This window comes from Paenibacillus sp. J22P218 (assembly GCF_056269195.1).
Map to the genome: position 1 here is coordinate 218,177 of NZ_JBWDNL010000009.1, position 17,575 is coordinate 235,751.

The 17,575-nt window shown below is 52.8% G+C and carries 15 protein-coding genes; 1 reads left to right on the forward strand and 14 read right to left on the reverse strand.

All coding sequences use genetic code 11. From position 1 onward, the window contains the following. Positions 1–20 precede the first annotated feature (20 nt). From AC0YN0_RS29435 to AC0YN0_RS29460, 6 genes are read right to left on the reverse strand one after another with little or no spacing between them, the layout of a single operon-like run. On the reverse strand, positions 21–1,316 hold the full coding sequence (locus tag AC0YN0_RS29435) for a glycoside hydrolase family 125 protein (RefSeq protein ID WP_475824491.1): 1,296 nt from the start codon (positions 1,314–1,316) through the stop codon (positions 21–23). A 20-nt stretch (positions 1,317–1,336) separates the two neighbouring features. Further along, positions 1,337–2,035, reverse strand: a complete 699-nt coding sequence (locus AC0YN0_RS29440; RefSeq protein WP_475824492.1) for a copper homeostasis protein CutC — start codon at positions 2,033–2,035, stop codon at positions 1,337–1,339. Between the two features lie 16 nt (positions 2,036–2,051). Continuing rightward, on the reverse strand, positions 2,052–3,287 hold the full coding sequence (locus tag AC0YN0_RS29445; RefSeq protein WP_475824493.1) for an alpha-L-fucosidase: 1,236 nt from the start codon (positions 3,285–3,287) through the stop codon (positions 2,052–2,054). A gap of 27 nt (positions 3,288–3,314) precedes the next feature. Further along, a complete protein-coding gene (locus AC0YN0_RS29450; RefSeq protein ID WP_475824494.1) occupies positions 3,315–6,491 on the reverse strand; it encodes a glycoside hydrolase 5 family protein in 3,177 nt (1,058 codons plus the stop codon). Positions 6,492–6,506: 15 nt separating this feature from the next. Then, a complete protein-coding gene (locus AC0YN0_RS29455) occupies positions 6,507–8,282 on the reverse strand; it encodes a glycoside hydrolase family 35 protein (protein WP_475824495.1) in 1,776 nt (591 codons plus the stop codon). Continuing rightward, on the reverse strand, positions 8,282–8,596 hold the full coding sequence (locus tag AC0YN0_RS29460; protein WP_475824496.1) for a hypothetical protein: 315 nt from the start codon (positions 8,594–8,596) through the stop codon (positions 8,282–8,284). Before AC0YN0_RS29460 ends, AC0YN0_RS29455 begins: the two co-directional genes overlap by 1 nt. A 320-nt stretch (positions 8,597–8,916) precedes the next feature. Here AC0YN0_RS29460 and AC0YN0_RS29465 point away from each other — a divergent pair, with 320 nt between their 5' ends. After that, positions 8,917–9,696 (forward strand): phosphotransferase family protein, encoded by a 780-nt coding sequence (locus AC0YN0_RS29465; RefSeq protein ID WP_475824497.1) that lies wholly within the window; start codon positions 8,917–8,919, stop codon positions 9,694–9,696. Between the two features lie 111 nt (positions 9,697–9,807). Here the strand turns inward: AC0YN0_RS29465 and AC0YN0_RS29470 are convergent, their stop codons facing one another. The 8 genes from AC0YN0_RS29470 to desA form a co-directional block, all read right to left on the reverse strand. Then, entirely contained in the window at positions 9,808–10,812 is a 1,005-nt protein-coding gene (locus AC0YN0_RS29470; RefSeq protein WP_475824498.1) for an AAA family ATPase, read from the reverse strand. Continuing rightward, positions 10,782–11,438: a nicotinamide riboside transporter PnuC gene (gene pnuC / locus AC0YN0_RS29475; protein WP_475824499.1), complete on the reverse strand. Its 657-nt coding sequence runs from the start codon at positions 11,436–11,438 to the stop codon at positions 10,782–10,784. The genes AC0YN0_RS29470 and pnuC overlap by 31 nt, the downstream gene beginning before the upstream one ends. 41 nt (positions 11,439–11,479) lie before the next feature. Then, the gene (locus tag AC0YN0_RS29480; protein ID WP_475824500.1) at positions 11,480–12,922 is read right to left on the reverse strand and encodes a nicotinate phosphoribosyltransferase; all 1,443 of its coding nucleotides are present in this window, start codon (positions 12,920–12,922) and stop codon (positions 11,480–11,482) included. 6 nt (positions 12,923–12,928) lie between these two features. Next, the gene (locus tag AC0YN0_RS29485; RefSeq protein ID WP_475824501.1) at positions 12,929–13,474 is read right to left on the reverse strand and encodes a cysteine hydrolase family protein; all 546 of its coding nucleotides are present in this window, start codon (positions 13,472–13,474) and stop codon (positions 12,929–12,931) included. 63 nt (positions 13,475–13,537) lie between these two features. Further along, a complete protein-coding gene (locus AC0YN0_RS29490) occupies positions 13,538–14,311 on the reverse strand; it encodes an NUDIX domain-containing protein (RefSeq protein WP_475824502.1) in 774 nt (257 codons plus the stop codon). A gap of 202 nt (positions 14,312–14,513) precedes the next feature. Beyond that, complete coding sequence (locus AC0YN0_RS29495) at positions 14,514–15,119, reverse strand: response regulator transcription factor (protein WP_337101056.1); 606 nt, start codon at positions 15,117–15,119, stop codon at positions 14,514–14,516. Further along, a complete protein-coding gene (locus tag AC0YN0_RS29500) occupies positions 15,116–16,258 on the reverse strand; it encodes a sensor histidine kinase (protein WP_475824528.1) in 1,143 nt (380 codons plus the stop codon). Before AC0YN0_RS29500 ends, AC0YN0_RS29495 begins: the two co-directional genes overlap by 4 nt. Positions 16,259–16,361: 103 nt before the next feature. Continuing rightward, a complete protein-coding gene (gene desA / locus AC0YN0_RS29505; RefSeq protein WP_475824503.1) occupies positions 16,362–17,423 on the reverse strand; it encodes a Delta(5) desaturase DesA in 1,062 nt (353 codons plus the stop codon). Positions 17,424–17,575: the final 152 nt, after the last annotated feature.

The window sequence follows — 17,575 nt, forward strand, 5'->3', positions numbered from 1 at the left end:
CTTGCTCCAGCTCCCTCCTGTTACATGGATAACAGCGACTTCAACTTGTTCTCTTGCATTAGCTTATATACGAGCTCGGCGAACAAGCTGTTGGCCCAAGCGAACCATGGCCGAGTGAATTGTTCTGGATCGTCCACATGGAAGCCTTCGTGCATATAGCCCGTACCGGCATCCGTATCCATAAGCATGCGCAGCAGCTCGGCAATCTCCGCATCGTCGGTTGACGTGAGCGCCTGCATGGAAAGGCCAATCGGCCAGATGTAGCGGGCAGGCGTATGAGGACTGCCGATTCCTCTTGCATGCTCGCCTTCATAATAATAGCGATTATACTTGCTAAGAATGAATGCTCTTGTATTCAAATAAATCGGGTCGTCCTTGTCCGTATAGCCGAGATACGGCATAGCCAGCAGGCTTGGCACGTTCGCGTCGTCCATCAGGTTGTAGTTGCCGAAGCCGTCGGTCTCATACGCATAGATGTCTCCGAATACCGGGTGGCGGTAGATCCCGTAGGTTTGGATGCCGAAATCGATTTCCTCGCGGAGCGTCGACGCTTCGTGCTTCAACCGCTCATCGCCATAGACGGTCTCCGCAATCTCTTCCATATAGCCGAGCACGACGCTAGCGAACATATTGGCCGGTATCAAATACCCGAACGTGCACGCATCGTCGCTTGGCCTAAAGCCCGACCACGTCATGCCCGTATAGTTAACGGGCATCCCCATCCTGTCGTTGCGCAGCGTGTCGCTCTTCGGACCCGTCGTACGCGCGAAGCGATACGGCGATTGCTCGAAATGCCGCTGCTCTGTGCGCCACAGATCGATAATCGTCTTCATCGTATTCTTGTAGGCTGAATCGAACAAGGACGTAATGCCCGTCTCCTTCCAATACAAATAGCTAAGCTGAATCGGATAACATAAGGAATCGATTTCGTATTTGCGCTCCCACACCCATGGGTTAAGCTCGGTCAGGTCGTCCTCGTATCGGTTGTTGTTGTCCTCTTCGTTGAAGGCATTCGCATACGGATCGATTCCGATGCAAAGGATTTGTCGATGCACGAGACCTTCGATCATACGCTGCAGTTCCTTATCTCCCTTGGCCAGCGGTAAGTAATGTCTGACTTGGGCGCTTGAATCGCGCAGCCACATAGCCGGAATATCGCCGGTAAATACGAACGTCGTACCGTCCTCGAGCAGTCGTGTTGTCGTCTCCAGCGTATTCGGAAAACACTGTTTAAACAGCTTTAGCAGCTTCGGTTTTCCCGATAGCTCCTGTTCTGCCTGCTCCAGGCAGCTCCTAACGGATTGCGGTAAGCTCATGTTGTTGGTCTCCTCTGTGTTTATTCCGCCTTGGCGGCAATCAGATTCGCTTTGGCGACAGCTACTTTGATCGATGAAACGAAGCTGCGCCCTTGCTCGTCCCGTTCCCGCACCCCGGTTCCCATATGGATTTCGTCAACGCCCGTCTCCTGTACGAACGGGATTATCGATTCAATCGCGAGGCCGCTGCCCGGCATAAATACGATTCCGTACCGCTTCGCAGCTTCGCTCAGTTGTACGACCTCTTTCATTGCAGTCCGTACATCGGGCTTGCCTCCAGAGGAGAGTACGCGATTAACCCCCTTGAATTCGGCTAACTCCGCCAAGCTTGCCTCGAGGTCAGGCGTATCATCGATCGCTCGATGGAAGGTGACCGGCAAGCCCTCGGCGGCTTTCATAAGAAGCCGCATCGCTGCCTTATCGATGGCTTTGCTCGTCTCAAGAGCCCCAAGGACAAAACCGTGGGCACCAACCCGGCGCAGCGCATCCATATCGCTGACCATCGCCAGCAGATCGCCTTGGTCGTAACAGAATGAACGACTATGCGGGCGAATCATGACATGCACGGGGATTCGAACGGCCTTAATAACGCTTGCCGCCATACCGACGCTCGGCGTCAGCCCGCCTTCGGACAACGCGGCGACCAGCTCGATCCGATCGGCGCCGCCCGCTTCGGCCGCGATTGCGTCAGCGACTGTTTCTGCAATTACTTCCAACATCTCGGTATAGCTCCTTTCATTCCCCGTAGACGGCAAACGACCTAATAAAGGGCTCGCCTTCGCTTTCCAGTACGGTAAGCCGATAGCTCTCCGAATGAATCGGTACGTCGAGCGTATCGATTTTTTTATGGCCGATGGCGCTTCCGCTTGCAATCTGTATCCATTGACCGTCAATCCATGCTTCTACTGTATAGTTTCGGACGCGCTCGCCGTACGTGATATCTTCCATAAGGACAAGCCGCTTAACCGCCTTGCCGGGAGGAAGCTGAACGACCGTGGAACGACCATCTCCGTTGCTCTCACCTAACGGATTGCCGTAACGCCTCCTCAGCTCGCTGCCGAATTCCGCCAAGCGCTCCGCTTCCTCCACCAGGAACAGTCCTCTATTATCAGGCGCGACGTTCAGCAGCAGTGTGGCGCCATGTCCGACTGATCGCTCATACAGATCAACCAGCTCCTCAAGGCTGCGCAGCGGCGTCTCGTCGTTCGGATGCCAGAACCAATGGTTGCCGCGAATCGGCACGGGGCATTCGGCAGGCACCCATGCCGGCGTCTCCGGCAGCCACGCTGTCATATCATTCGTGAACATGCTGACCCGCGCCGCCTCCGCCGCGTTCCAGCACGGATACGGCGCGAAGCCGTCCTCGTTGCCGACCCAACGCACCGTTGGCGCTCCCATGTTGAATACCATCGCATCGGGTTGATACTTTCTCACGAGACCCATAATGCGGGGCCAATCATATGTCCTGCCCTCCGAGCCCGCGCCGTCGAACCATATTTCGACGAGCGGCCCGTAGCCGGTAAGCAGCTCTGTCAACTGCTCACAATAAACGTCGTCATAGGCAGCCACATCCGCATACCTAGGATCGTGGCGATCCCATGGCGATATATAAATGCCGAAGGGCAGGCCAACCTCCAAGCAAGCATCCGCGCATTCCCGTACGACATCGCCTTTGCCGTCACGCCAAGGACTGGTCTTGACCGAATAATCGGTCGTCTTCGTCGGCCACAGGCAAAAACCGTCATGATGCTTGGCCGTCAGCATGAAATAACGGAAACCCGCATCCTTGGCACTGCGAACCCATTGCTGCGCATTCAATGCCGACGGGTTGAAGGCGGCAGGAGAGTCATCCCCCGCTCCCCATTCACGATCGCAAAACGTATTTAATCCAAAGTGGCAAAACATGCCCAGCTCCAAGTCCTGCCATGCGGCCTGCTGCCGCGACGGCTTCGCGCGCTCCATCTCTACCATCGATTTTCCTCCGTTCATTCTCGGTAATTAATGACCACCGCTAACGTTGATTTGGACTTCCTCCGGTCTATAAACGGCCAACAGCCTGCCGCCGGCATCCGCAGCGAACATGACGGTCCGTTCCGCCTCCAAGCTGAACGAATACGAACAGCAGGTTACGGGGTCAGTGATTTCCACTTCCGCTCGGTTCGCATACTCCGAGACGAAGATATACAACGCGCCTTCTTGGAAGGCAAGCTTGCGACCGTACAAGCCGGGCAGCTCGCCTCCCTTCAGCCAGAGCATCTCAGCTTCTACGCCGGCATGGTCTATCGCGTAATCGTACACCTGCGCGAGCGACTCGGTACGTTCGTTCAGCTCGATCGGCAGCGGACACCATAGCAGCGTCCCTCTGCCCACTTTCTTGGTCGTCAGGGCAGTGGCCGACAACCCGCCTTCATCAATCGTGCCGATTTCCTTGAACACTTCTGCGAGCTTGTTCCGGCCGAACGATACGGGAACGAGTCTTCCCTCCAGCTCCAGCGCCTCCTCGCGCAGCACGTTTCCAACCTGCGTTGCGCCCAGCAGCCCGATCATTCTTTCCGTCGGCCGCCAATATTCGTCAAGGCTCATCGGCCCCGTGAATAGAAGCGTTCCGCCATGCTCCTTCGTATGCTTCAGAAGCAGGCTAAGGGCATCGCTGCTGAAATTATGTGGACTTGGTACGATAATTAGCTTCGGCGGCTGGGCGGATAACGATTCCAGCTGATATTCTCCCATCGCCCGGAACGGCTGCTTCAGCTCGTAAGCCATCGTTCGCGTCAGCTTCGAAGTCGCTTCAAGCGCAAGACTACGCGCGGAGAAGTCGTTCGAATACGGATAGACGACGACCGTCTCTTCCAAGCGGCGACCTTCGAACAAGTGGCCGATCTGCCCCATAATGCGGCCGAAATCGTAAGAAATGTCGGCTTCCGGCTTCTCCGTTCCATCCGCTCTGACGGCTCCGATATTCGACTCGTTGACGTTATTCATATAGAAATTGATATTCCACACCCATTGCACAGCACCTGCTGCGCCCGTCGCGAATGCATAAGCATATTTGCGCTCCAGCATATTTCTCAGTTCCGTCTCGGTGCGCTTCGCCTTTCCATCCGCCGTCTCGACGTACATCAGGCCGGTCTCCTGCACGAGGCAAGGCTTATTCGGGCTTTTGGCGAATACGCCGTCCCAGATCAGGTCATCCATCTGCCACCAGGAGTGCATATTCGTATAATCGACCTCTGCCTCATAGAAGAACGGAGAGGGACGCTGTCCGGCAAGCGCTTCGTCTTGACCGACCGTAATGAGCTGCTTCGGCTGAATCCTCCTAATGACGCTGCCAAGCTCGCGAGCCCATCTATTGTGCATCTCCATAGTGAACAGGCAATAATCGAGCCATGCCTGGTTACGGCTTGGATTAATCGGCGTCGTATAGAAGTTGATCTCTTCCTTGCGCGGCGGAGCTGCAGCCTCGAAGGAAGGCAGCTCCAGCGGCGTTCTGTTCCACCGCTCCTGCAACAACCGGATATCGCCGTCGTGACGCTCTGACAACCAGCGGGAGAACAGCTCTCTCTCGTAAATGTCGCCGCCCGTCTGAGGCCCGCTGAACGTCTTGTCCGGACGGAACATCGACGGCTCGTTAATGAGATCCCAATGAACGTGCATCGAACGGGCATGGCGCTCTACGATTGCTGCGATGAACCGCTTCTGCGCTTCGATGCTGCGCGGATCGAGATAAGGATTCACGCCCTCCCATGCTTCCGGCGTAAATGCAAAAAACGTGAAGGTCAGCTCGAGGCCGTGTTTTTTGGCCGTTAGCAGGAAGGCGTCAATCGCCCGCATGACCTCCTCGGAAGGATGTCCGTCCACGAACATCGCCTGCCGCCACGCCGTCCATATGCCTGTTCTTATATAGTTGATGCCTGCCTTCTTCATCTGCGCCATGTCTTTGTCCCAGACTGCCGCGTTCGGCATGAACAAAAACTTGCGCGCAACGTCGGATGACATATAAGTCATGCCTACGATCGGCATCGGCTTGCCCTCTTTGCGGAAATAATCGCGGTCGCAGGCAAGCGGCTCTCCTTGCTCCAGCAGCTTGGCATCCCAGCCCCAGAACCCTTGACGGAAAATTCGTTTCTCGCCTTCGCTCGATAGGGCAACGCATTCGGCTGCATAATAGCCGGGCTCTACCGTTATTGGAATCGGAAGCCGAATTGAGGCAGGCTCTCGCGCCGCTTCTAGCTCCGCTTCTCCGGTCCATACCTGCTGGATCGTTCCGCCTGTTTCTTTGGCCACAGCGATATGAAACTGCCAAACAACAGAAAGCTGCCGTTCGGATGATTGTTTCTCAGATTGAGTCTGCAAGTGCGGCTGCGAGTGTGAGGGGCGTCTTCCAAGCGCTTGCAGCTGCAGTTTAAATACCGGACGCTCGCCCGGCTCGTAGCAGCCGTAATTCGGCTTGAACCAGATTTCGGTAACGCCTTTGGCACAATAGTTATTCCATTCACGGATAGCGGCCGCGCCCCCTTGTGACCAGAAACCGAATTCGATAGTCTGGTTGACGAACAGCCACCTGCCGCCCGCGAAATCACCTTTCGTGTTTTCCATCAGAACGACTGGAGCGCATACTTCCCGGTTATCAGACGTCATCCCTTTGAGCAGTGGGTATAGATGTACGTCCATCGGGCCGCTTGTTCCTCCCTGCCCAGGCTGATCGTCCGCTTTCGTCGCATGAAGCACGAAGCCGACGGTCGGCTGCACTTCGAAGAGCCGCTCCATGCCCGAGAACAGCGAAATATCCTCGTTAGCTGCATATCGCTCGACCTTAGCAACGTCGACCGCAAGCATTTCGTGAATGTTCAATGCCTGATGATAGGCCGTCTGGACGGGCTCTGTACGCCAACGTCCGCCGTCTAGATAAACAGGGACGCGCAGCGGTTCGCCGCCGATATGAACAAGCGCGCCGCCGCGTTTCAAGAAAGCTAGAATAGACGACCAAGCTTCCTTAGGCACGTATTTGCCGTGCAAATAGACAAGGCTATCCGCCTTCTCAAGCGCTTCGGCGAGTCCTTCCGCACCGATCACCTTGCCGATCATCGCCAGTTCGGACAATTGCTGCGCGTTCGGCCTTACCCCTTCATATGGAAACGATGCATCGTAAAATAGAATCGACTGTTTCATTTGCATTGCCCTGATTTCCCCTTATCCCTCATTCGTTCCGTTCAATACATGGTTATCCGTTAATCGAATAGACGGCTCCTTCATCCCATGTTGCTCGAATACGATTATTTCATTAACTCCCTCACGAAGCAGCGGAGCAGGAACGTACATGGTTTGTTGCGGCCCTCTGTTCCAATAACGTCCCAGGTTGAACCCGTTCACGTAAACGACCCCTTTCGTCCAGCCGCTCATATCGATAAACGTATCGGCAGGCTGATCGATAGGAAGATTTGCTCGGTAGAAGGAAGGCTGTTTGTGCTCTACTACCGCGCCATAAGCGAGCCGTGACAGCTCGTCGAACGGAAGCGGATGTATGGTCCAATCGAACAGAAATTGAAAGCCTAGCCTTACCCCTTCGGTAATGCCCTTGCGGTCCTTCAAATAAGGTCCATAATTGACCCGGCCCATATTTTCGACCAGAATACGCAGCTCTGCTCCGCCTTCCGGCACTTCAATCGATAAGGTCTGCTCCGTCGTCGCACGCTCGATCACTCCGATGAAAGCATCGTTCACGAAGACAAGCGCGCGGTCTCTCACTTCCTGCAAGTGAAGCTGCTCCATCGGCCTCGGTCCCGTGATATGGGTCGTATAGCAGATGAAACCATAGCTTTGCCCCACCTTCTCCATCGGCAGAGGCACCGGAGAGCGAACCGCTTCGGTCAGAGCATTCAACTGCCCGAATAGATTCGCCTGCTCATGCATCTCGACTCGCCCGTAGGCAGCCCGCTCCGCCGGAGCAGGCAGCATAGCCTGAAGAACGTTGGTCGACTGATTCGTGTTGCGGGTAAGCACCTCGCGCACAGCCTCGTATTTCGCCGTCGGCTGCCCCGTTTCATCGAGCGGCGCGTCGTAATCGTAGCTTGTCGCCGTCGGCTCGTAATGGTTGTACAGCTGGCAATTCGCCCCGTTGTAGAAGCCGAAGTTCGTTCCTCCATGGAACATATAGAAGTTGACCGAAGCTCCCGCTTCGAGCATCTCGCCGAAGACGGAAGCAACGTCGTCCGCCTCCCGCGTATGATGCGGCTTGCCCCAATGATCGAACCAGCCGTTCCAATATTCCATGCACATAAGCGGCCCTTCCGTCTCGTATTCGCGCAGCTTCGCGAAGGATGATACCGGACTGGAACCGAAATTCGCGGTGGCCAGCACGCCGGGAACGCTTCCGCCCTGCAGTAACGCGTCAGTCGGTCCGTCCGACGTAAAGAGCAGCACGTCGATGCCTCTGCTTATCATCGCTTCCTTCAAATAGTGCAAATAACGGCTGTCGTTGCCGTAGCTTCCATATTCGTTCTCGATTTGCATCGCAATAATCGGACCGCCCTGCGTGCATTGATACGGCGCAAGCCTTGGCAGCAATTCGTCGTAATACGCATCGATTCGATCGAGGAACGGCTTGTAGTAGCAACGAAGCTGCATATCCGAGTCTGCAAGCAGCCAAGCAGGCAAACCGCCGAACTCCCATTCCGCGCAAATATAAGGGCTTGGGCGGACGATAACGAACAGGTCCAGCTCCGCCGCGATACGCAGGAATCGCTCGATGTCGGCCATGCCGTCAAACCGGTATTGGCCCGGCTTCGGCTCATGAAAGTTCCATGGGACATACGTTTCCACCGTATTAAAGCCGCAAGCCTTCAGCTTCAGCAAGCGGTCGCGCCAATACTCCGGTACGATCCGGAAGTAATGAACAGCGCCCGAGAAGAGTCGAACGGGCTCATTGTCATAAGTAAAAACTTTTTCTCTAACCTCGAAAATGCCCATTATACGGTCAACTCCCAATAAGCGATCTTTTTGCGATTCCAAGTATAGGTGACGTACAGCTTGCCTCCCGCTTCCGCGATGGATGGATACGAGAATTCGCCCTCTTCCTCAGCTGCTTTCACCGGCGGCGACCATTGATCACCTATAAAACGCAACATCCATATATTCACATCCGGATCACCCTCGCAGGTGCCGCCGAACCATGCAGCAACGGAGCTGCCGCAAGACAGCCTGACCAACGTAGAAGCATGGCAGCTTCCGAATGGTGCGTCTCCTTCAAACACATAACTTTTTGTACCGTTGATTACGACCATATGCAGCCTCCTTGCGTTACACATTTCTCTAACTGCTCTGACCATAATCGGTTTTCAGGCTTCGCTCAACGGGAAATATTCGGGTTATTATCGATTTTCCAAAATCAAGAGGGCTTCCAGCGGAGAATAAAGAAGAGCATGCGACTTCACCATTTTCTTCAAGCGAAGCGAAGGACGAAAATGGTGAAGTGCAGGACGAATATAGTGAAGACATACGCTAACTGTAGCCTAGTCATCCCAATAGTGATCTTCGGCTAGCCCTCCTATTAGCCGAATGCTATAATAGGCTATTCGGTTTATGGGAAAGTGAGGAAGTCCAGATGATTGAACTTACTCTAATCGGACGCGGCGCCACAGCCGATGTCTACGATTGGCATGACGGCCTTTGCTTAAAGCTATTCAATAAAGGCAACGAAGCCAGTGCGCAGAAGGAATTTGCCATTACAAGCAGCGTTGCTCGGCTTGGCGTCCATCTAGCCGAGCCTCATGAAATCATAGATTACGAGGGAAGAACAGGCATTGTTTATGACAAAATTGAAGGAACGCCGCTAAATGCGGCAATCGAAGCGGAGCCGGATGCTTTGGAGCGCTTTGGAGCCATTTTTGCAAATATTCATTTGCATGTTCATCAGGCTGAGGCACTAGGGCTGTCCTCTCCGTTAGAAGAACTGATTACACTCATTCGAAATGACCATTCCTTTACCTTGCTTGAAAGCCAGAAAAAAAAGCTGCTTGCGTTTGTTCAGCAACCTCTGGAGAAATCATTGTTATGCCATTTTGATTTCCATCCGTTTAACATTTTATTATCAAGCGACACTGCCTACGTCATCGATTGGATGAATGCCCGAGCTTTCCACCCGCTAGCCGACGTCGCGATGACCTCCGTTATTTTACAGGTAGCAGGATTTCCGCAGGAGCTGGTTGTTCCTTTCCATAACCGATACGTAAGCGCCTATCTGGAAGGGTCGTCATACAGTCGGGAGGAATTGCTGTACTGGGAAATCGTCCTCGCGTTGGCACGTCTCAGCGAGCAAAAGCCGAATGAAGCGGAGCCGATCCGCAGAATGATTGCGCGAAACGTTGACATCTTGGGATTATAGGCAGACTACGGTATGACAGGAGAAGAGGAAAGCCCGAACGGTGCGCACCACCGTCCAGGCTTTCCTCTCTTTTTTCGTCCTATATCGCTCGCATTCGATTATTCCTAGGAGTTAATCGGTCAGCCTCCCGCTGGCTTTAAGCGAACTGGCAACCTGCCGCACACGCTGTTCTACCGTCCCGCTGAGCAGCGTATACGGGATGCCGCGCTGCTCCAAATCCGCTCTTATCGCTGCTTGAAATTCCATCCGCTGCACATCCCCTGACCGGTCCCACGTATCGTCGTACGGGATATCCGTGTCGCACACGAACACGAGATCATATCGTGTAACGGCTAGCTCAGCCAGTTCAGCCAGCCTTGTATGCACCGAACCATGATAATAGAGGCCGAACATATATGTCGTGATCGCATTCGTGTCGACGAAGGCGTAACGCCGTGCTTCGTTGAACAGTATTTCCTCGCGCTCTCTATGCCCCTCGGCAATCTCGACGAGCTGTTCCTTCGTTAAGCGCCGATTCATCTGATGCTGTTCCCAATATTCCCGCCCGTATTCAGGCATCCATACGGTATCGTAACGGGCTGCAAGCTCCTCGGCAAGCGTTGTTTTCCCGGTCGATGGTGCGCCGAGCAATACGATTTTCTTAATCATATCGCGGTATACGAACGGATCAAGGAAGGCTCGTTGCTCATATGGCGCTTCACGTACGGCCGTACCCGATACTTTGAACGTCGTCCGCTCCACATCAACCCGCCGATCCGCCGCCTTCAACGCCTCGCTCATATGCTCGCCATATGGCTCGCTCGAGTAGAAGTGGGTAATCCGCTGATCCTCCAGCAGCCCTAACACATATTGCTCGTGCATCGCTTTGATTTCCGGCGTGTAGCCCACTTCATTCGGTCCGCCCCGCGCCTCGATCACGCGAACAGCCGGGTATAACGTTCTGATCCATCCCGCCCGTACCGGCAGCGGAATATCGATCGTCTCCGGGCAGTCGTAGATGATGACGATCACTTCATCCATCTCGCGCAGCGCCGTTTCAACAACATATTGATGGCCCTTGTGAAACGGCGCATATTTGCCAAGCGTCAGTCCAATGCGGCGCTCTCGTTCTCCCATGTCGCCACCTCCTGCTGTTTTTTCCAAGTGATAAGTCCCGAGATAGCGATGCACAAGAAGATCACGTATAGGAAGGCGAGCATATTCAAACCTTTATACAAATACATGCCTACCGATAACACGTCAACGACGATCCAACAGTACCAGTTCTCTAATATTTTGTACGATAGCAGCATTTGGGCAATTAAACTTAACATCGCGATGAAGGCGTCTGGATAAGGAATCGATGCGTCCGTGTACGTCGAGAGCACATACCCCCATATCCCTGTTCCCGCGAACAGAGCGACTAGCAGGATCCCCGCCAGCCTCGGCGTAATTCGCCGTGTCGGCCTTACCTTCGCACCGTTCCGTTTCGTCAGCCAAATGACCCAGCCATAGATGCTTAAAATGAAGAAAAACACCTGCAGCGTCATATCCGCGTAAAGCTTCACTTCATAGAACATGTAGAAGAAGCAAGCGACGTTCACTAGACCGATTGGCCATGCCCAAATCTTCTCTCTAGCCGTTAACCAAACGCTGAGCAGCCCTGTTGTCGTCGCCACAACTTCAAGCGTTGTAGTCGACGTGTAATAAGCGATTCCAAGCATAATGATTAGCGCAGCGACCATCGTCCACGTCTTATTCATCTTCCTCTCCCCCGTTTCCTTAGCTGCACAATGCCTATCCGTTATCCGTGATGCTGCTCGATCAAATCCATCTTCAGCTTGTAGGCCGCCTCGCTTAAGCTGATCCGATAAGCTTCAGGATTAAGCTTGCGCAAATATTGCGGCCAGAACAGCGTAAGCTGCGCTGCATGATATTCCTGTATACGATTAAGCTTCGGAAGCTCATATACAAGCTTGCCTGCCGCAAATATCGGCTGCAACAACGAGATAGCCTCATACTCATCGACATATTTATGAATGTACGGATGCACCGGATCGAATAACTTAATCCGCTTGCCGTCTGCCGCCGCCTTCTCTCCCTTAAGCGTGACGTAGTCCGCTTCCGCTTTACCCGTACGGGTGTTCACAATGCGATATACTTCCTTATAACCGGGATTCGTTACTTTCTCGGGGTTGCCCGATATTTTGATAACGGGAATGTATTCGCCGTCCTTCTCCCTGGCGACCAGCTTATAGACGCCGCCTAGCGCCGGCTGATCGGCCGCCGTGATGAGCTTCGTGCCAACACCCCAAGTGTCGATCCGCGCGCCTTGCGCCTTCAGGTTGAAAATAATATTTTCATCAAGATCATTCGACGCGACAATCTTCACGTAAGGAAGATCTGCCTCGTCAAGCATCTTGCGGGCTGTCTGCGACAAGTAAGCGAGATCCCCGCTGTCCAGTCGGATCGCCTGCATCCGCTTGCCCTGACTCTCAAGAAGCTTCGCCACTTTGATCGCGTTCGGAACGCCGCTTGTGAGCGTATTGTAAGTGTCGACGAGCAGCGTCACTTGATCGGGCAGCGCCTCCGCATATTTGCGGAATGCCTCCTCTTCCGTATCATGACCCTGCACCCATGCATGGGCATGCGTCCCTTTGGCCGGAATGCCGAACATCATGCCCGCACGCATATTCGACGTCGCATGGAACCCTCCAATGTAAGCCGCCCTTGCTCCCCATACGGCTGCGTCCGCTTCCTGCGCTCTGCGCGTACCGAACTCCAGCAGCACGTCATCTTGAGCAGCTTGCTTCACGCGCGCCGCTTTCGTCGCAATAAGCGTCTGATAGTTTAAGAAATTCAGCATCGCCGTCTCGATCAGCTGTGCTTCGAACATCCGCGCCTCTACGCATAGGAGCGGCACCCCTGCGAATACAACGGTCCCTTCGGGGACGGCGTATAGATTGCCCGTGAACCGGAAGCTCCGCAGTTCTTCCAGAAACGCTTCCTGATAGTTCTCCTCTTGCGTGCGCAAATAGTCGATTTCTTCGTCGCCGAAGCGCAGATCCTCGATATAGCGGACGATCCGCTCTAGTCCGGCGAATACCGCATAGCCGTTGCCAAAGGGCAGCTTACGGAAGTAAGCCTCGAATACCGCCTTCTCATTCGCTGTGCCATGCAGCCAGTGCGCATACATCATATTAATCTGATATTTATCGGTATGAAGCGTTAAGTTAGGTCCGTTCATATGGGCTCACTCTCCTTCTTTCTCTACTGCAGCGCCAAGTGTATGGCGGAAATGCCCCAGCGCCCACTCATGTCCTGCTTCATTAAAGCTGGCAACAGCATCTTCATGGACGTGAATCTCGAAACCTTTGTTATAGGCATCGACAGCGGTATGCAAGACGCAAATGTCGGTGCAGACGCCAACCAAATGCAGCTCGGTAATGCCTCTCTCCCGCAGCTTCAGCTCCAGATCAGTCCCGGCAAAAGCGCTGTACCGCGTTTTGTCCATCCAATAGATGTTAGCTTTATGCTGTTCATACACTTCATCTAGCTTGCCGTATAGACGGCGTCCTTCCGTATCGCGAATATTATGAGGAGGGAACAGCTTGTGCTCGGGATGGCAGCTGTCATTCTCCTCATGCAAATCAACGGCCATAACGACATATTCCCCTTGCTCCGCGAATTGCTTCGTCAGCTCTGCAATTCGCCCCTCAATCGCGATACCCGGCTCGCCGCAAGGCAGCTTCCCTACCACAAAATCAATCGTGTAATCGATAACGATCAATGCTTTCATCAACAACACCGTCCCTATCTTAATAGTTTCAAAACGACAATATGAACCTTTAAAAAAGAATGCCTAGCTGTAAATAGACAACTGAGGCACATAATCGGTAAATCGATAAAGCTGCGCTGAACGCTGAGAATAGCGATTGGACATCTTCTGCTGCCCCGCATGATTTATCGCTTCTTCAATGAGGCCTTTACGGCTTTGCGTCGACGTTATTTTACGAATAAAATTTTGTTCTTCGAACTCCGGCACGACCGTCTGAATCACTTGGTACAGCTCGCTAATCGTGAACTCTTCGGGCAAAAATTGCTTCGCAATCGTCGTTGTCAGCATGCTGTGACGGATTCGATCGAGCGCGTCTCTAAGCACCTCGTTATGATCGAATGCCAGGTCCATCGCCAGTGCCTCCTCCACCGTGAACAGCCTGACATCCGCGGCATCGTCCGCCGCGCGGCGCTCTTCAAGCAGTGATTCATGGACGAGCGCGAAGAAGGCGTGGGAGATAATCCAGCCTCTGGGATCACGTCCCGGCTTGCTGTATACGTTGAAATATTCGATATGAAGCCCCGATACGCCCGTTTCCTCCGCAAGCTCGCGCTCCGCGCACGCCTGGATCGTCTCCGTCTCCTTGGCGAACCCGCCCGGGAGCGCCCACTGACCTTCGAACGGCCAGCGCTTCCTCTCAATCAACAGCACTTGCAGCTCTCTAAGCGGCAGCGCCTTCTTACCTATATTTCTTTCGGTCGATGTAATAGTGAATATTACAATATCCGCAGGCGCGCCGTCTGGCGTACGATAATGGTTCGATGAATAGTTTGATTCGTTCTCAATTTGCTCGGACATTGGATTCACCTGCTTTGAATGATATTGAATTCGATAATTTCAATTTGATAATATCATTATGACATATATGAATTCAATGTCAAGTTATTTTTTCCAATTGGGCATGTTCTATTCGCAACATACTGCGTTTGCTTTACATCTACTACAAAAAAACAGGACCGGAGCTTTTACTCCAGTCCTGCCGTTCACTTACCCAATGCTTTTACTTAAACCAGCCTTTCTCCTTGAACCGGGTGATCGCCTCAATCCGGTTGTTAACCCCAAGCTTATCAAGGATAACCGATATATAGTTGCGGACCGTTCCTGTCGTTATGAACAGCTCGCTCGCAATTTCCTTCGTATTCTTGCCGTCCGCGACGAGTCCGAGCACTTCCTTCTCGCGCTCGGTAAGCGGATTATTGTCTTGGCCGCCGTAAGCCTCGTCCACAAGCTCGGTTGCATAGATGCGACGGCCCGCCATGACGCTGCGAATCGATCCAGCCAGCTCCTCGCTCGGGCTGTCCTTGAGCATGTAGGCACTAACGCCAGCCTTCAGCGCGCGTTCGAAATAACCCGCCCTCGCGAACGTCGTTAAGATCATCACTTTACAGCCCAGACCCTTCAGCTCTTCAGCGGCCTCCAGGCCGCTCTTCACCGGCATCTCAATATCCATGATGCAGATATCCGGTTTATGACGCTGGACAAGCGCTATCGCTTCCTCTCCATTACCTGCCGTACCGACGACTTTCATATCGTCCTCCAGATCAAGCAATGAAGCAAGCGCCCCCAGCAGCATCCGCTGATCCTCCGCAATAACAATTGAAATCACGCTTCTGCCTCCTTTGCAGGCTGTATGATAGGGATAGGCACCTTCATAAGCAAGGTTGTTCCAGCTCCTTCGACGGATTGGATCTCCAGGCTTCCGTTGACGAACTCCAGTCTCTCCTTCATGCCTTGCAGGCCGTTACCCCTCATCGCATTCGCGGCATTCGCAATCCCGATCCCGTTATCATACACACGAATGACCAGCTCTCCCCGCCTAGGCTCAATCGCAACCAAACATTCCGTCGCCCCGCTGTGCTTCACCACATTCGTAACCGCTTCTTTCAAGCACATGCTCAGCACGTTCTCTATAAGCAGCGACGCATCGGCCAGCTTCACTTCGCCTTCGAGGCGGAACTCAATCTCTGCCGCCTTCAATATTTGCATCACGCGGAACATCTCATCCTCAACTCTCGTCCCGCGCATTTGCGTCACAAGCTCCCTGACTTCCTTAAGCGCTGTGCGGGCCGTCTGTCTCACATCGTTGATCTCCGCTTGCGCTTTAGCCGGATTTTTCGTGAGGAGCTTACCCGCCAAGTCGCTCTTAAGTCCAATCAGCGACAGCTTCTGTCCGAGCGTATCATGCAGATCGCGAGCGATCCGCTGACGCTCCTGCAACGTTATGAGATCGGATATCCGCTTATTGGCATCCTCTAGCTGCCCTTGCAAGCGGTCTTGTTTGATCCGGTTATAGGTATTGACAGGCAGCAGAATAACGACGATCAAGCAGACCAATACAAACGGGAACTGCGAGATGAACAGCGGGTTCGACGATACGAAACCGTAGTTAATCGTAGCAAACGTCGTAATCAAATGTACGGCATACAAGGTGAAAAATCCGATTCGGTTCTGCACGTTACCGATAAAGAGCGCCAGGAAAATCGAGAAGTAAACATAACTGAACAGCAGCGTCATCGCTATCGAGATCACAATCTGCATACTCGTCCAGAAGTAAAGCTTCCATCCTTTTGATACGAACGAAAGCACGTAACATACGAAGAATAGGATGATCATCAAAATCCCATACACGATCTCGTACGTCGTCGAAGAACGAAATATGAAGTAAAAAGGAAGAATGCACAGGACGACCCAAACGTATGGGCTTAATCCTGTGCTTTTATGAAAGATTTGATACCACTTCTGCATCATGCTTCATTCTCCTATAGCCAGAGAGGCTTTCCATCATGCCGGCCCCGGGTAGTCAACATGCTAGTATTGTAGCATATACCGGCGTATCGGCAATCACTGCTTACTTGCCTTGCAAGCTAGGCCTTGTCGAGCTTCTTTTGGCAGCCTTATGAGCCCTGCTTGACTGTTTCAGACGGCCTCTCACCTCTCTGAAGCTGACGAACTTGCCGCCTGTTTCATCCCATAGACGGAACTTCAGCGATTCGAGACTTTCCTTGATCGTAATCGTCGTTGCTTGGTGCAGCGGAGGCGTTGAGTTATGCGCTTCCTCCAAGTAATAGTTAGGCACTTTGGGGCTCAAATGATGCACATGATGGTAGCCAATATTTCCGGTCATCCATTGCAGCACCTTCGGCAGCTTGTAGTAAGAGCTTCCGTCCACAGCTGCTTTCACGTAACTCCATTCATCATTATGCTCGAAGTAAGAATCCTCGAATTGATGCTGTACGTAGAACAGCCAAATACCGAGTACACCGGACAAGTAGAAGATCGGACCTTGTACCAGCAAGAAGGCTTTCCAGCCGATAGCCCAGATTAACAGCGCGTACAGCGCTACGATAAGTATATTCGTCAAATACGTATTCAAACGTTCCTTGCGTTTGGCGCCTTTACGGTTGAAGCGGTATTGCACCATAAACACGCCAATCGGACCTAATCCAAACATGACGAGCGGATGGCGGTATAGACGGTAAGCCAGCTTCGTCCACTTTGACGCTGCAGCGTATTCGTCCACGGTCAGAATCCACAGATCGCCTACTCCGCGTTTGTCGAGATTGCTGCTCGTCGCATGGTGAATTGAATGCGAGTTTTTCCATTGCTGATAAGGAACGAGCGTTAAGACGCCTGTTATCGTGCCGATAATATCGTTGGCTCGGCGGCTCTTGAAGAACGACTGATGACAGCAGTCATGGAATATGATGAACGTTCTAATAACAAAGCCGGAAGCGACGATTCCGATTGCAAGCGTAAGCAGGATAGATATGGACAAACTATAATAAGCAGCGTACCAAAGTAACACTAATGGCACTATCGTGTTAATGAGCTGTCTAATGCTCGATTTCAATTCGGTTTTTTCGTAAGGTGCGACTTCTTTTTTCAAGTTCGCTTGTTTCTGCTCTGTCATGCAAACTCACTCCTCAATATAACGCATGGAAGATACATGAAGTATTTTCAATCGTCCGGCATCCTCAATATTCATTGTAAAGAAAAATCGTCATGACCTGTAGTCATAAACGTCAAGAGACCTATATGACATTTGTCATATAGAATGACCCC

Excerpts from the sequence above, each read along its gene's own strand:
- AC0YN0_RS29435 (WP_475824491.1), bottom strand. The coding sequence starts at position 1,316 with ATGAGCTTACCGCAATCCGTTAGGAGCTGCCTGGAGCAGGCAGAACAG.
- AC0YN0_RS29440 (WP_475824492.1), bottom strand. The coding sequence starts at position 2,035 with ATGTTGGAAGTAATTGCAGAAACAGTCGCTGACGCAATCGCGGCCGAA.
- AC0YN0_RS29445 (WP_475824493.1), bottom strand. The coding sequence starts at position 3,287 with ATGGTAGAGATGGAGCGCGCGAAGCCGTCGCGGCAGCAGGCCGCATGG.
- AC0YN0_RS29450 (WP_475824494.1), bottom strand. The coding sequence starts at position 6,491 with ATGCAAATGAAACAGTCGATTCTATTTTACGATGCATCGTTTCCATAT.
- AC0YN0_RS29455 (WP_475824495.1), bottom strand. The coding sequence starts at position 8,282 with ATGGGCATTTTCGAGGTTAGAGAAAAAGTTTTTACTTATGACAATGAG.
- AC0YN0_RS29460 (WP_475824496.1), bottom strand. The coding sequence starts at position 8,596 with ATGGTCGTAATCAACGGTACAAAAAGTTATGTGTTTGAAGGAGACGCA.
- AC0YN0_RS29465 (WP_475824497.1), top strand. The coding sequence starts at position 8,917 with ATGATTGAACTTACTCTAATCGGACGCGGCGCCACAGCCGATGTCTAC.
- AC0YN0_RS29470 (WP_475824498.1), bottom strand. The coding sequence starts at position 10,812 with ATGGGAGAACGAGAGCGCCGCATTGGACTGACGCTTGGCAAATATGCG.
- pnuC (WP_475824499.1), bottom strand. The coding sequence starts at position 11,438 with ATGAATAAGACGTGGACGATGGTCGCTGCGCTAATCATTATGCTTGGA.
- AC0YN0_RS29480 (WP_475824500.1), bottom strand. The coding sequence starts at position 12,922 with ATGAACGGACCTAACTTAACGCTTCATACCGATAAATATCAGATTAAT.
- AC0YN0_RS29485 (WP_475824501.1), bottom strand. The coding sequence starts at position 13,474 with ATGAAAGCATTGATCGTTATCGATTACACGATTGATTTTGTGGTAGGG.
- AC0YN0_RS29490 (WP_475824502.1), bottom strand. The coding sequence starts at position 14,311 with ATGTCCGAGCAAATTGAGAACGAATCAAACTATTCATCGAACCATTAT.
- AC0YN0_RS29500 (WP_475824528.1), bottom strand. The coding sequence starts at position 16,258 with ATGCAGAAGTGGTATCAAATCTTTCATAAAAGCACAGGATTAAGCCCA.
- desA (WP_475824503.1), bottom strand. The coding sequence starts at position 17,423 with ATGACAGAGCAGAAACAAGCGAACTTGAAAAAAGAAGTCGCACCTTAC.